Raw genomic sequence first — 13,319 nt, 5'->3', positions numbered from 1 at the left:
GGCTTTTTTCATTGTTGAGGCGGCGCTGTGGTGCCAATCCAGCAATGGCTGGCTGAATTACAAAACTTTGCGTTCCTCGTCAGCCGAGGGCGACCCAGTCAAATCCCAATGCCGGGTCGGCGATTCGCACTTCGTTCGGCGTGCAGTCCAGTGTGGCCGCCAGGACCTCGCGCACGAGTGTGGGCGCGTTATTCCTCTCGCTGAGGTGGGCGGCGACGACGGCGCCAAGTGCAGGGTGCTGGCAGCGCGCCAGCAGCTCGGCGGCAGCGCTGTTGGACAGGTGGCCGTGGGTCCCCAGGATGCGCCGCTGCAGTGAGGCCGGGTAGGGGCCCGCGCGCAGCAGGGCTTCGTCGTGGTTGCACTCCAGCAGCAGCGCGTGGCAGCCGGCCAGCTGTTGCACGACGCTGTCAGGTGCGCAGCCCAGGTCGGTCACGATGCCCAGCCGGTGAGCGCCGTCGCTCAGGCACAGCTGCAGCGGCTCCTGCGCGTCGTGCGGCACGGTGAAGGGCTGTAGTTGCAGGTCACCGAGTGCGATGGGCTCGCCGTGCCGCGCCAGGCAGAGCAGGCTGGCGTCGAAATCGTCACTGCCGATGGCGCGCCAGGTGCCGCGGCTGGTGATCAGCGGGATGCGGTGCCGACGCGCGAACGCCACCGAGCGGCCGACATGGTCGCCATGCTCGTGCGTGATGAAGATGGCATCGATGTCGGCTGCCGTACAGCCCGCCATCCCCAGGCGGCGCGCCAGCTCGCGCTCGCTGAAGCCCGCGTCGACGAGGACGCGGGTGGTCGTGATGCCCTGGCTGGCCTCGACCAGCGTCGAGTTGCCGCCGCTGCCGCTGCCCAGGTTGCGAAACCGCATGGCAGCCGCTTCTGTCGAGGGGACCTTACTTGAGGTCGTCCATCAACAGCGACAGGATGCGCTTGGCGTTGTCGTCGGTGATGGGCTGGCTGCGCTCGTCGAGCATGCGCACCGTGCTCTTCACGCCGTCGGCCTTGACCGACACGCGGTAGCGCGTGGGCGTGAGGGCCTTGGCGCCGAACAGGCGCTGGAAGAAGTTGGGTTCGTCCTGGCCCGCCTTCTCGGGGTCGGCGTAGCGCAGGTAGAACAGGCCGGCCGCGCGGTCGCGGTCTTCGATGGTGAAGCCGTGACGGTCCAGCGACAGGCCAACACGGCGCCAGGCGCGGTCGAAGCCGTCGTTGACGGTCAGGCTGTCCGGCACTTCGGACAGTGGGCGGCGCGGGCGCATTGCATCACCGGCGGTGGGCAGTGCTGCGGCGGGCTTGGCGGCGGGTGCCGCCGGGGCAGCAGCGACCACGGCCTTGGCGGCGGCTTCCTGTCCGCCGAGCTTGAGCATCAGGCGCGACAGCATCTCGGCTTCCAGCGAGGGGTCGCTGGCGCGCGGCTGCCACGCTGTGCTGTCGCGCGAGGAGTTGGTGTAGACCTCTTGCATGCCGCGGTGGCTGATGAAGATGTCCGTGCCGTTGGCACCGCGCTCCACGCGGGTGCGGTACATGTCGCGCTCGCCTGTGGAGTACAGGCCTTCGAAGACCCTGCCGATGGTGGCGCGGATGAAGTCCTGCGGGAGCTTGGCGCGGTTCTCGGCCCAGTTGGTCTCCATGACGCCGACTTCCGGCTGCTCCTTGGTGATCTCCAGGCCGCGCTCCTGCCAGAAGGCGCGCAGCTGCGGCCAGACCTGTTCCGGCGTGGCCGTGGTGTGCAGCCAGCGCTCGGTGCCGCTGCGCTCCAGGCGGATGTCACCGGCGCTGTTGGGTGCCACGCTGTTGGCGGCCATGGGCGTGCCTGCGGCCACTGCGGCGGCGGGGCGGTTGGCGGTCAGTGCCGAGGCGGTGATGGCACCGCCCTGCACCTGGGCGCGGTTGTCCTTGGCGAGCTGGGTCAGGTCCGGCGGAACGTCCAGGCCCTGGGTCTGGCGGGCGGAGGTCTTGTAGTCGACCTTGTCCGACGAGAACATGCTGTCGATGGTGCTGCAGCCGGCGAGCGACAGGACGAGGGCCGTGCAGGCCAGACGGGTCGCCGTGGGGCGATGCGAGCAAATCGAGGAAAGGGACGTCACGCTGGAGATCTCCGAGGGAACTGGTTGCCCGCGTCTGGCGGGCAGCGGCGCATTAGACCAGAGGCGTCAGAGCAATCCGGCTTCGACCATGGCCTGACCGACGGCGGCCTGGCCAGCCGCGGTCAGCGGCGTGATGGGCAGACGCAGCGCGCTGCCGCAGCGGCCCAGGCGGGACAGGGCCCATTTGGCCGGGCCGGGGCTGGGTTCGCAGAACAGCTGCTTGTGCAGGCCCAGCAGCTGCAGGTGGATCTTGCGCGCCTCGATGGCATTGCCGGCGATAGCCAAGCGGCACATCTCGGCCATCTGGGCGGGCGCGACGTTGGCCGTCACGCTGACGTTGCCATGGCCACCCAGCAGCATCAGTGCCACGGCGGTGCCGTCGTCGCCCGAGTAGACGTGGAAGCCCTTGGGCGCGTGCTTGATGAGGAAGGCGGCGCGCTCGATGTTGCCGGTGGCTTCCTTGGTGCCGAACACGCCGGGCAGTTCGGCGCAGCGCAGCGTGGTCTCGGGCAGCATGTCTGCAACGGTGCGGCCGGGCACGTTGTAGAGCATCATGGGGATGTCCACCGCCTCGGCGATCGCCTTGAAGTGCTGGTAGATGCCTTCCTGCGACGGCTTGTTGTAGTAGGGCACGACGGACAGCGTGCAGTCCGCGCCGACTTCCTTCGCGTAGCGGCTCAGCTCGATGGCCTCGGCCGTGGAGTTGGCGCCGGTGCCGGCCAGGATGGGGATGCGGCCCTTGGCGTGCTCGACCGCGACACGGATGATTTCGCGGTTCTCCTCCATGCTGACCGTCGGCGACTCGCCGGTGGTGCCGACGACGCCGACGCAGGCGGTGCCGGACTCGACATGCCAGTCGATCAGGCGGCGCAGGGCGGGGTAGTCGATGCTGCCGTCCTCGTTCATGGGCGTGACGAGGGCGACGATGCTGCCGAGGATGGGCTTCATGGTGGAAATGTCTTGAGGAATTCGGGCGATTTTAGGCTGTCGGCGACGGCCGGATGGCCGCAACGCGCTGGACGTAGCGCGCGTTGACGCCGGCTTCAAACAGGTCTTCGTAAGCCACGATGCGCCAGTCATGGCAGACGCGCAGCAGTTCGCCCCGCTGCAGCAGGAAATCCGGGCGCGACGGCCGGCCGATGGTCTGCTGGCCGTCGGCAAAGGTTTCCCAGACGAGGCAGCCGCCCGGCTTCACGGCGGACTTGATCGTGTCGAACAGCGGCCGCCACAGGTAGTTGCAAACGACGACCAGATCGAACTGCTGGCCGTCGACGGGCCAGGGGCCGTTCTCGATGTCGGCGTCGACGATCTTTGCAAGGCTTTGCAGTGGCGCTGTGGCGGCCGTGTCACGGTCGACGCCGGTGACCTGCCAGCCGGCTGCGGCCAGCCAGCGCAGGTTGCGCCCGGAGCCGCAGGCGACGTCCAGCGCGGTGCCGGGCGTGGACGGAGCGAAGCGCTGCAGCCAGGCGGACGGCGTCATCCGAAGCAGGTCCAGATCTGCTCGCTGAGCTGCATCATGACCGCCGGGTGGCGGTAGGCGAGCACCGTTGCGGCCAGTGCGGCGGCGATCACGGTCGGCACGATCCAGCGGCGCGGCTTCATGCGGGTTGCACGCCGCGCCGGATGGCGGTTTCGCGCACCGGCAGGTTGGCCAGCATGGCCATCACGCCCAGCGCGATGGCCAGCCACCACACGACGTCATAGCTGCCGGTGGTGTCGTAGAGCTTGCCGCCCAGCCAGACGCCCAGGAAGCTGCCGATCTGGTGGCTGAAGAACACGAAGCCGCCCAGCATGGACAGGTGCTGCGCGCCGAAGATCTGCGCGACGACCGCGTTCGTCGGCGGCACCGTGGACAGCCACAGGAAGCCAATGACGGCAGCGAAGACGTAGACGCTCAGCGGCGTCAGCGGCGCGGCAATGAAGATGGCGATGGCCACCGCGCGCAGGCCGTAGATGGCCGACAGCAGGTAGCGCTTGGGGAAGCGCTGGCCCAGCATGCCGGCGGTGTAGGTGCCGAAGATGTTGAACAGGCCAATCAGCATCAGCGCACCGGTGGACACCTCGATGCCGAGGCCGTGGTCCTTCAGGTAGCTGGGCAGGTGCACGCCGATGAAGACGACCTGGAAGCCGCAGACGAAATAGCCCAGCATCAGCAGCTGGAAGCTGCGGTAGCCGAAGGCTTCCTTGAGCGCCTGGCCAATGCTCTGGTGACCGGTCGAGGCGGCCACGGTGTGGCGCTCGCGGATGCCCAGCGCCAGCGGCACGATCAGCAGTGCCGTGCCGGCCAGCAGGAACAGCGCGGTCTGCCAGCCGAGGTGGCTGATGAGCCAGGTCTCGAGCGGGATCATGACGAACTGGCCGAACGAGCCGGCTGCCGCCGCGACGCCGAAGGCCCAGGAGCGCTTCTCGGGCGACACGGTGCGGCCCAGCACACCGTAGATGACGGCGTAGGTGGAGCCCGACTGCGCGAGGCCGATCAGCACGCCGGCGCCCAGCGTGAAGCCCAGCGGGTCCGTCGCCAGCGCCATGGCCAGCAGGCCCAGCGCGTACGCGATGCCGCCGCCGATCAGCACCTTCCAGGCGCCGAAGCGGTCGGCCAGCATGCCAGCGATGGGGCCGGCAACGCCCCAGGCGATGTTCTGGATGGCCAGCGCGAAGGAGAAGGTCTCGCGCGTCCAGCCCCGCTCCGTGATGATGGGCTGCAGCCAGAAGCCGAAGCCATGGCGTATGCCCATGGAGAGCGTGACGATCAGCGCGCCGCACAGCAGCACCTGGTGAACGGACAGGCCAGGGGCGGCGGGGCGGGCAGCATTCATCTGCCGCACTGTACTCAGCGCCGCTTGGCCTTGCTGGCGGCCTTGGCTGCGGGCTTGGCGGCGGCTCTCTTGGCGCTTGCCTTGGCCTTGCTGCCCTTTTTCTTGGCAGCGGCCTTCTTCGGCGCGTCAGCCGTCGACGCGCTGGCCTGCGAGCTGGACGCGGCCACGTCGGCCAGGCGCGTCAGCAGCCGGCCCTGCTTGACGCGCAGTAGGGGCATGTCGACCTGGGCCAGGTCGGCGATGGGGTCGCCGCCCAGTACCAGGAAGCTGGCCTCGCAGCCGGGTTCGAAGCAGCCCAGCTTGCGGCCGGGGAAGAGGGCGCGCGGCGTGTCCTGCGTGGCCAGGCGCAGCAGCGTGGCGCGGTCCATGCCTAGCGCGTCCAGCGCATGCAGCTCGGCGCGGGCGGTGCCGATGAAGACGTCCGACCCGATCAGCAATTGCACGCCGGCCGCCTGCAGCTTCGCGAGGTTGGCACGCTGTACGTCGCGCAATGCGGCCAGCGGGGCGCCGTCGAGCTTGAAGAGGGCGGTGGCGGCCGTCGTCGTGATGACGGCGGTGCGCTGGCGCGCGGCGCGCGCAGCGGCCTCGTCGCTGAGGGCGAACTGCTCGGGCGCCTCATCCAGCATGTTGGCGTAGCCGGGCAGGTGGGCGATGGCGTCCACGCCGGCAGCCAATGCGGCGTCGAAATCAGCGGCCGTCTCGACGTGGGCGACGACCTTGCGGCCGTCGGCATGCGCCAGCTGGGTCAGCGTGGCGGCGGTGTCGGGCGTCAGGCCCAGGCGGCCGAAGTGTTCGGTCCGCTGGCGCAGCTCGGGGCGCTCGCTGTGGGCCAGCACCAGGCGCAGCCACTGGCCGCCGCGGGCCTTGATGGCCGGCCACTGCTGGCGGGCCTGTTCGGGGCTGTCGACGAGGACGATCTGCTGCTGCGCGGCCGCGGCCTCGGCGGTCGGCTCGGGCAGCACCGCGGCCAGCGGGTAGCCGTCGCTGGAGGTGATGCAGGCGGTGACGAAGCTGACCTCCGGCGCCGCTGGGCTGGCGGTGAGCGGCTTCACGTCGGCCACGCCGGCCGGGTCGCCGCACAGCATGGCGGCGTAGAACACGCCTTGGTCGATGTAGGTGTCGGCGAACTGGCCCCAGCCCCAGGCCGTCTGCAGGTTGTGGTTGTGCGCCTCGGCCAGCGGATTGATCAGTACCTGGCCGCGCATGTCCATCTTGCGGTTGACCTTGGGCGGCTTCTTGGCAGTGAACACGCCGTTCTCGACGTAGAGGTTGCCCTTCTGGATCTTGTGGCCGTCAAACCAGCGGGCGTTCTTCAGCTCCCAGGACAGCGGCGCGCTGGCCTGGTAGGGCTGCTGGGGAGCGGGGGATGTCTGAGCCTGTGAAAAAATACAGGTCGACAACAATAGCGAAGCGATCAGCAGTCTCAAGCGGCAGGACTCGGTGGAGTTCGGTCTTCAGGGAGCCGCGAATCCTAGCCCGAGCCACTTCATAGAATCCCGCCCCTATGTCCAGCCGTCCCCCGTCCACTTCCGCCAACGCCGCTGCCGCCTACGGCGAAGCCTCCATCCGTGTTCTGAAAGGCCTGGAACCCGTCAAGCAGCGGCCGGGCATGTACACCCGCACCGACAACCCGCTGCATTGCATCCAGGAAGTCATCGACAACGCCGCCGACGAGGCGCTGGCCGGCCACGGCAAGCGCATCGACCTGACGCTGCATGCCGACGGCTCCGTGTCGGTCGCCGACGACGGCCGCGGCATTCCGTTCGGCCTGCACCCTGAAGAAGGCGTGCCGGTCATCGAGATCGTCTACACGCGGCTGCATGCCGGCGGCAAGTTCGACAAGGGCTCGGGCGGCGCCTACAGCTTCTCGGGCGGCCTGCACGGCGTGGGCGTGTCCGTGACGAACGCGCTGGCCAAGCGGCTGGAAGTGGCCGTGTGGCGCGACAAGCAGGTGGCCGGCATCGCGTTCGAGCATGGCGATGTCGTGCAGCCGGTAGCCGCGCGCCCGGCGGTGAGCGGCGACCGCAAGCAGGGCACGACGGTGCGTGTCTGGCCCGACCCCAAGTATTTCGAGAGCGCCGAGCTGCCCAGGCACGAGCTGGTGCACCTGCTGCGGTCCAAGGCCGTGCTGATGCCGGGCGTCATCGTCACGCTGAAGATCGAGAAGACGGGCGAGGTCACGACCTGGCAGTACAAGGCCGGTCTGCGCGACTACCTGGCGCAGGCGATGAACAGCGACCCGCTGATCCCGCTGTTCGAGGGTGAGGGCTTTGCCGGCGCCGGCGAGAGCGAGAACTTCGCCGAAGGCGAGGGCGCTTCCTGGTGTGTGGCGTTCACGGAAGACGGCGCGCCGCTGCGCGAGAGCTATGTGAACCTGATCCCGACGGTGGCCGGCGGCACGCACGAGTCCGGGCTGAAGGACGGCCTGTTCGGCGCCGTCAAGGGCTTCATCGAGATGCACTCGCTGCTGCCCAAGGGCGTGAAGCTGATGCCGGACGACGTGTTCTCGCGCGCCAGCTTCGTGCTGAGCGCCAAGGTGCTGGACCCGCAGTTCCAGGGCCAGACCAAGGAGCGGCTGAACTCGCGCGACGCGCTGCGGCTGGTGTCGGCCTATGTGAAGCCGGCGCTGGAGCTGTGGCTGAACCAGCATGTCGAGCACGGCAAGAAGCTGGCCGAGCTGGTCATCAAGCAGGCGCAGACGCGCCAGCGCGCCGGCCAGAAAGTCGAGAAGCGCAAGGGATCCGGCGTGGCCGTGCTGCCCGGCAAGCTGACCGATTGCGAAAGCCGTGACCTGTCCTTGAACGAGGTCTTCCTGGTGGAAGGCGACTCCGCCGGCGGCAGCGCCAAGATGGGCCGCGACAAGGAGACGCAGGCCATCCTGCCGCTGCGCGGCAAGGTGCTGAACGCGTGGGAGGTCGAGCGCGACCTGCTGTTCAAGAACAACGAGATCCATGACATCTCGGTCGCGCTGGGCGTGGACCCCCACGGCCCCAACGACTCGCCGGATCTCTCCGGCCTGCGCTACGGCAAGGTCTGCATCCTGTCGGACGCCGACGTCGACGGCTCGCACATCCAGGTGCTGCTGCTCACGCTCTTCTTCCGCCACTTCCCCAAGCTGGTCGAGACCGGCCATGTGTTCGTCGCCCGCCCGCCGCTGTACCGCGTGGACGCACCAGCCCGCGGCAAGAAGCCGGCCGCCAAGCTCTACGCGCTGGACGACGGCGAGCTGACCGCGACGCTGGACAAGCTGCGCAAGGAAGGCGCCCGCGAGGGTTCGTGGAGCATCAGCCGCTTCAAGGGCCTGGGCGAGATGAACGCCGAGCAGCTGTGGGACACGACGCTGAACCCCGAGACCCGCCGGCTGTCGCGCGTGGCCTACGGCCAGTTCGACTTTGCCGCCACGGTGGACGCCTTCAACAAGCTGATGGGCAAGGGCGAGGCCGCGTCGCGGCGCGAGTTGATGGAGTTGCATGGCGACGCCGTCGAGATCGACATCTGATCGCCAGCGGACCGACGCGACATGAGCCTGCGCCTGCGCCCCACCATGCTGTCGGACCTCGACTGGGTGGCCTCGATCGAGCGTGACGGCGCGAACCTGCCATTCATCACGCCGTGGGAGCGCACGCAGCACGAGGGCGCCATCCGCTTTCCTGATGCGCGCCACTTCATCTTGGAAGCATGGAGCTCCTCGCCGGCGGGTACGCCGGCAATCCCCCACGGGGAGGCGGCCGCCCTCGGGAGCGGCCCGGCGGGCGGCCACGGCGACGCGCTGGCGCGCATCGGCTTCGTCATCCTGCAGGGCTGCCGCAACCCGAACGGCTCGGTGGAGCTCAAGCGACTGGTGCTGCAGCCCAAAGGCCGAGGCCTGGGCCGCCTGGCGGTGCGTCAGCTGAAAGCCATGGCGTTCACGCAGCTGAAGGCGCACCGCTTCTGGCTGGATGTGAAGGCGCTGAACCTGCGGGCTCTGAAGCTCTACCAGAGCGAGGGCTTCGTCGAGGAGGGCCGGCTGCGCGAGAGCGTGAGGGTGACCATCGACGGCGCGGATGGCTACGACTCGCTGGTCGTCATGTCGCTTCTGGACCGCGAATACCAGGCCCGCGTGGCGTTGGGGCTGGAGGCTGCATGAGTCGCTGGCTGGCCTTGCTGCTGTTCGCCCTGGCGCTGCCGGCACATGCGGAGCTGTGGGGCTACGTCGACGGCAGTGGCGTGGCGCACTTCGCGTCGCGCCAGCTGGACGCGCGCTACAAGCCCGTGCTGGGCAGCGTGGGCATGCAGCGCGTGCCCGGCAAGGCCGACGCGGGCCTGGCGTTGTTGAACTGGCTGGACATCGCGCCCGAGGTCAAGGCCGTGCAGCCCTGGGTGCGTGAAGCCGCTGAGAAGCACGGCGTGGACGCAGACCTGCTGAAGGCCGTCATCGCGGTCGAATCCGGCTACCAGCGCAATGCCGTGTCGCCGCGCGGGGCCACTGGCCTCATGCAGATCACCCCCGAGACGGCCAGTCGCTATGCGACGCCGGCCGACGCCGCGCGCCTCATCGAGCCGCGAATCAACATCCACACCGGCGCCCGCATGCTGGCCGACCTGCTGCGCCGCTTCGGCCGCATCGACACCGCCCTGGCCGCCTGGAATGCCGGCGAAGGCGCCGTGCGCCGTGCCGGCAACCGGGTACCCGACATCGAAGAAACCCAGGCCCATGTGCACCTCGTCCTTGAGCTGTACTGGGCCTTGCTGCAGCAGAGCCAACCGGCCCGAGCGCAGCGTGTGACCTTGCATCCATGAGTTCTGAACAGACCACCATCGACTTCAACGGCCCCAATGACGGCGCCCCTCCCGGCAACGCTCACGGCCAAGGCGGCAGCGGCGAGGACGACCCCAGCGCACTGACGCTGGCTGCCTACGCGCAGCAGGCTTATCTCGAGTACGCGCTCAGCGTGGTCAAGGGCCGCGCGTTGCCGTCGTATGCCGACGGCCAGAAGCCCGTGCAGCGCCGCATCCTGTACTCCATGCACCGCCTGGGGCTGGGCTGGAGCGGCGCGTCCGGGGCCAAGCCCGTCAAGGGCGCCAAGGTCGTGGGCGACGTGCTGGGCAGCTTCCACCCGCATGGCGACCAGTCGGTCTATGACGCGCTGGTGCGCATGGCGCAGGACTTCTCGCTGCGCTACCCGCTCATCGACGGCCACGGCAACTTCGGCAGCCGCGATGGCGATGGCGCCGCCGCGATGCGTTACACGGAAGCGCGCCTCGCTCCGATCGCCCGTCTCGTGCTGGATGAGATCGACGAAGGCACGGTGGACTTCCGTCCCAACTACGACGGCACAACGCAGGAGCCCGTCGAGCTGCCGGCGCGCCTGCCGTTCGCGCTGCTGAACGGTGCCAGCGGCATCGCCGTGGGCCTGGCCACCGAGATCCCCAGCCACAACCTGCGCGAGGTGGCGGCGGCCGCTGTCGCGCTGCTGAAGGACGACCAGCTGTCCGACGAGGCCTTGTTCGACCTGCTGCCCGGCCCGGACTTCCCCGGCGGCGGCCAGCTCATCAGCGCGCCGGAGGAAATCCGCGCGGCTTACACGTCCGGTCGTGGCAGCCTCAAGGTGCGGGCTCGCTGGAAGATCGAGGACCTCGCCCGCGGGCAGTGGCAGCTGGTCGTCACCGAGCTGCCGCACGGCACCAGCGCGCAGAAGGTGCTGGAGGAGATCGAGGAGCTGTCCAACCCCAAGGTCAAGGCGGGCAAGAAGACGCTGACGCCCGAGCAACTGCAGCTCAAGGCCAGCGTGCTGGCCGTGCTGGACAGCGTGCGCGACGAGTCCAGCAAGGAAGCGGCCGTGCGCATCGTCTTCGAGCCCAAGAGCCGCACGGTCGAGCAGCAGGACCTCATCAACGCGCTGCTGGCCCACACCAGCCTGGAGAGCAGCGCGCCGGTCAACCTGACCATGATCGGCGCCGATGGCCGGCCCACGCAGAAGAGCGTGCGCCAGGTGCTGGCCGAGTGGGTGGGCTTCCGCCAGGCGACGGTGCGCCGCCGCACCGAGCACCGCCTGGCCAAGGTCAACGAGCGCATCCACGTGCTCGAAGGCCGGCAGTTGGTGCTGCTGAACATCGATGAGGTGATCCGCATCATTCGCGAGTCGGACGAGCCCAAGGAAGCGCTGATTGCCCGCTTCAAGCTCAGCGACCGGCAGGCCGAGGACATCCTCGAAATCCGCCTGCGTCAGCTGGCCCGGCTGGAAGCGATCAAGATCGAGCAGGAACTGTCCAAGCTGCGGGACGAGCGCGCCAAGCTGGAGGAGATCCTGGGCTCGGCCGCCGCGCTGCGCCGCACGGTCATCAAGGAGATCGAGGCCGATGCCAAGCAGTACGGCGATGACCGCCGCACGCTGATCCAGGCCGAGAAGCGTGTCGTCGCCGAGGTGAAGATCGTCGACGAGCCCGTCACCGTCATCGTCAGCCAGAAGGGCTGGGTGCGGGCGCTCAAGGGCCATGAGGTCGACATCGCCGCGCAGACCTTCAAGGCCGGTGATGGCCTGTGGGGCGCGTTCCGCTGCCGCAGCGTCGATCCGCTGATCGTCGTCGGCAGCAACGGCCGTGTTTACTCCGTGGCGGTGTCAACCCTGCCCGGCGGCCGCGGCGACGGCCAGCCCATCACGACCATGATCGAGCTGGAGAGTGGCACGCAGATCGCGCACTACGTCGCCGGTGCGCCAACGCAGCGCCTGGTTTTTGCCGGCTCGACCGGGTATGGCCTGATCGCCCAGCTTGGTGATCTCGTCGGCCGCCAGAAGGCCGGCAAGACCTTCCTGGCGCTGGACGACGGCGAGGCCCCGCTGCTGGCCACCGTGCCAAGCGATGCCGCCGCGCTGCAACTGGGCGTGCTGAGCGCTCAGGGGCGTTTGCTGACGTTCCCGCTGGATGAGCTGAAGCACCAGCCCAAGGGCGGCAAGGGGCTGATGTTGATGGACTTGGAAGACAAGGACAGCGTGCTGTCGCTGGCCTGTTTCACACAGCAACTGCGCGTGGAAGGCAGCGGGCGCGGTGGCAAGCCTCGCGACGAGGTGCTGAAGAACCAGTCGCTCGCGGGCCACGCCGGCAAACGGGGGCGCAAGGGCAAGACGGTGGACGGCCTGCTGAAGGTGCTCCGTTTGGCTGTTGCGTGAGCGCGACCCCAACCTGGTGATACGAACGCACCAAGTTGGCAAAACTGTGTCAGACCCGTGCCGAAATGACCAAGGGTTCCCGCTATTTACAATCTGGCACTCATTTGCGGGGTCGGCCCCCTAGGGCTTGGGGCTGTGCACAAGTTCTCAAATTTTGGTTGCGGTGCACAATGGCTTCCAGGCGGTTGCATCCCTTGACCGCTCGATCAAGGAGTTGAAGATGAAATTGAAGTTGCTTGCCGCCGCCTCGCTGGTGGCCCTGAGCGCGACGGCTGCGCAAGCCGTGACGCTCGTCGACACCTTCGGTGGCGCACATGGTTCGTTCGAGGTTGCGGCTGAAGCTGGCATCGCAGCCCCGTTCTTCGAGACCTACGCTTTCACGCTGGGCAGCACGTCCAACGTGCAGCTGACCTTCGCATCCATCAACGTGCTCGGCGCTGTGGGTCTGTACAAGGCTGACAGCACCCCAGTGGACAGTTTCGCGGTGGGCGGCACGCAGTTCAGCGGGTCCGACTCCTGGACCCTGGCTGCCGGTAGCTACTTCTATGGTGTGTCCGGCACGGGCACGGCTGTTGGTTCCTACACGCTGACCTCCACGGTGGCCGCTGTGCCGGAGCCCGAAACCTATGCCCTGCTGGCTGCTGGTCTTGGCATCGTCGGCTTCGTGGCTTCGCGCCGTCGCCGCAACGACTGATCCCGTCGGGTCAGCGAGGCCAGTTGGCCCCGCGAGTGAACGTCTCTCTGATCGCCCTGGTGCTGCAAGCGCCGGGGCGCTTTTTTTGCTGCTGTTCAGTCATCCACGCCGGGAAGGCGTCGGTTGGGGAAGACCATGCTCTGGCTGGTGCGCACGACCCGACCGTCTTTGAAGTGAACGTTGAAGCGAAGGCCGTAGCCGCTTTGGTCGGGCTCGACGGTCCAGTCCCACACGTCCTCGCCGCTCAGGCGGAAGAACACGCGGCTGCGCTCCGTGCCGAGGATGCGGCTGACTTGCTCAGCCGTCATGCCCGGCTCGATGCGGGCGCGGCTGGCGGCCGACAGCCCGTCTTCGAGGCTCACCACCCGGCCGGTGGCGTCCAGCCTCACCATGAGGCAGTGCCGGCCCCAGGGCTGGCTGGAGTATTCGAGCGTGCGGCCGCCGTCCGCCTCGGGCCAGATCCGCCGTGGCTGACCGTAGGCCGCCAGGACGTCCTCGCTGCGGCTGATGCCTGCATGCAGCCGCGGCGCGGTGGCGCATCCCGCCAGCATCAGGGCACTGAGGGCGAGGGCGGCGACGCGCATGG

General features: G+C 68.5%; 13 protein-coding genes. 5 read left to right on the top strand and 8 right to left on the bottom strand.

Annotation, left to right across the window (positions count from 1 at the left end; translation table 11 throughout):
• Window positions 1-79 precede the first annotated feature (79 nt).
• The 7 genes from NYO99_RS06365 to NYO99_RS06335 all read right to left on the bottom strand — a co-directional run bounded on the left by NYO99_RS06365 (window position 80) and on the right by NYO99_RS06335 (window position 6,318).
• Entirely contained in the window at window positions 80-859 is a 780-nt protein-coding gene (locus tag NYO99_RS06365; RefSeq protein ID WP_268166250.1) for an MBL fold metallo-hydrolase, read from the bottom strand.
• A 25-nt stretch (window positions 860-884) separates the two neighbouring features.
• On the bottom strand, window positions 885-2,075 hold the full coding sequence (bamC, locus tag NYO99_RS06360) for an outer membrane protein assembly factor BamC (protein ID WP_268166249.1): 1,191 nt from the start codon (window positions 2,073-2,075) through the stop codon (window positions 885-887).
• 66 nt (window positions 2,076-2,141) lie between these two features.
• Complete coding sequence (gene dapA / locus NYO99_RS06355) at window positions 2,142-3,023, bottom strand: 4-hydroxy-tetrahydrodipicolinate synthase (protein WP_268166248.1); 882 nt, start codon at window positions 3,021-3,023, stop codon at window positions 2,142-2,144.
• Between the two features lie 31 nt (window positions 3,024-3,054).
• On the bottom strand, window positions 3,055-3,555 hold the full coding sequence (locus tag NYO99_RS06350) for a class I SAM-dependent methyltransferase (RefSeq protein WP_268166247.1): 501 nt from the start codon (window positions 3,553-3,555) through the stop codon (window positions 3,055-3,057).
• A complete protein-coding gene (locus tag NYO99_RS06345; RefSeq protein ID WP_268166246.1) occupies window positions 3,552-3,677 on the bottom strand; it encodes a hypothetical protein in 126 nt (41 codons plus the stop codon). Before NYO99_RS06345 ends, NYO99_RS06350 begins: the two co-directional genes overlap by 4 nt.
• Entirely contained in the window at window positions 3,674-4,891 is a 1,218-nt protein-coding gene (locus NYO99_RS06340) for an MFS transporter (protein WP_268166245.1), read from the bottom strand. Before NYO99_RS06340 ends, NYO99_RS06345 begins: the two co-directional genes overlap by 4 nt.
• 14 nt (window positions 4,892-4,905) lie before the next feature.
• Complete coding sequence (locus tag NYO99_RS06335) at window positions 4,906-6,318, bottom strand: amidohydrolase family protein (protein WP_268166244.1); 1,413 nt, start codon at window positions 6,316-6,318, stop codon at window positions 4,906-4,908.
• Window positions 6,319-6,395: 77 nt separating this feature from the next.
• Here NYO99_RS06335 and NYO99_RS06330 point away from each other — a divergent pair, with 77 nt between their 5' ends.
• The 5 genes from NYO99_RS06330 (at window position 6,396) to NYO99_RS06310 (ending at window position 12,733) form a co-directional block, all read left to right on the top strand.
• Entirely contained in the window at window positions 6,396-8,390 is a 1,995-nt protein-coding gene (locus NYO99_RS06330; protein ID WP_268166243.1) for a DNA topoisomerase IV subunit B, read from the top strand.
• Window positions 8,391-8,411: 21 nt separating this feature from the next.
• Window positions 8,412-9,017, top strand: coding sequence for a GNAT family N-acetyltransferase (locus NYO99_RS06325; protein WP_268166242.1), 606 nt, complete (start codon window positions 8,412-8,414; stop codon window positions 9,015-9,017).
• Window positions 9,014-9,670, top strand: coding sequence for a lytic transglycosylase domain-containing protein (locus tag NYO99_RS06320; protein ID WP_268166241.1), 657 nt, complete (start codon window positions 9,014-9,016; stop codon window positions 9,668-9,670). The genes NYO99_RS06325 and NYO99_RS06320 overlap by 4 nt, the downstream gene beginning before the upstream one ends.
• Complete coding sequence (gene parC, locus NYO99_RS06315) at window positions 9,667-12,039, top strand: DNA topoisomerase IV subunit A (protein WP_268166240.1); 2,373 nt, start codon at window positions 9,667-9,669, stop codon at window positions 12,037-12,039. Before NYO99_RS06320 ends, parC begins: the two co-directional genes overlap by 4 nt.
• Before the next feature lie 220 nt (window positions 12,040-12,259).
• Window positions 12,260-12,733, top strand: a complete 474-nt coding sequence (locus NYO99_RS06310; protein WP_268166239.1) for an FxDxF family PEP-CTERM protein — start codon at window positions 12,260-12,262, stop codon at window positions 12,731-12,733.
• A 95-nt stretch (window positions 12,734-12,828) separates the two neighbouring features.
• On the opposite strand, the gene NYO99_RS06305 is transcribed toward NYO99_RS06310, so the two are convergent.
• Window positions 12,829-13,317 carry an outer membrane protein assembly factor BamE gene (locus tag NYO99_RS06305; RefSeq protein WP_268166238.1) on the bottom strand — a complete coding sequence of 163 codons (489 nt, stop codon included), beginning with the start codon at window positions 13,315-13,317 and terminating at the stop codon, window positions 12,829-12,831.
• Window positions 13,318-13,319 lie beyond the last annotated feature (2 nt).

This window comes from Roseateles hydrophilus (assembly GCF_026712245.1).
GTDB classification, from domain to species: Bacteria; Pseudomonadota; Gammaproteobacteria; order Burkholderiales; family Burkholderiaceae_C; genus Pelomonas; species Pelomonas hydrophilus.
Note: the sequence above shows the minus strand (reverse complement) of the source record. Positions and strands in the feature narration are given on the sequence as shown.

Coding starts and splice junctions, on each gene's coding strand:
- NYO99_RS06365 (WP_268166250.1), bottom strand. CDS start 859: ATGCGGTTTCGCAACCTGGGCAGCGGCAGCGGCGGCAACTCGACGCTG.
- dapA (WP_268166248.1), bottom strand. CDS start 3,023: ATGAAGCCCATCCTCGGCAGCATCGTCGCCCTCGTCACGCCCATGAAC.
- NYO99_RS06350 (WP_268166247.1), bottom strand. CDS start 3,555: ATGACGCCGTCCGCCTGGCTGCAGCGCTTCGCTCCGTCCACGCCCGGC.
- NYO99_RS06345 (WP_268166246.1), bottom strand. CDS start 3,677: ATGAAGCCGCGCCGCTGGATCGTGCCGACCGTGATCGCCGCCGCACTG.
- NYO99_RS06340 (WP_268166245.1), bottom strand. CDS start 4,891: ATGAATGCTGCCCGCCCCGCCGCCCCTGGCCTGTCCGTTCACCAGGTG.
- NYO99_RS06330 (WP_268166243.1), top strand. CDS start 6,396: ATGTCCAGCCGTCCCCCGTCCACTTCCGCCAACGCCGCTGCCGCCTAC.
- NYO99_RS06325 (WP_268166242.1), top strand. CDS start 8,412: ATGAGCCTGCGCCTGCGCCCCACCATGCTGTCGGACCTCGACTGGGTG.
- NYO99_RS06320 (WP_268166241.1), top strand. CDS start 9,014: ATGAGTCGCTGGCTGGCCTTGCTGCTGTTCGCCCTGGCGCTGCCGGCA.
- parC (WP_268166240.1), top strand. CDS start 9,667: ATGAGTTCTGAACAGACCACCATCGACTTCAACGGCCCCAATGACGGC.
- NYO99_RS06310 (WP_268166239.1), top strand. CDS start 12,260: ATGAAATTGAAGTTGCTTGCCGCCGCCTCGCTGGTGGCCCTGAGCGCG.
- NYO99_RS06305 (WP_268166238.1), bottom strand. CDS start 13,317: ATGCGCGTCGCCGCCCTCGCCCTCAGTGCCCTGATGCTGGCGGGATGC.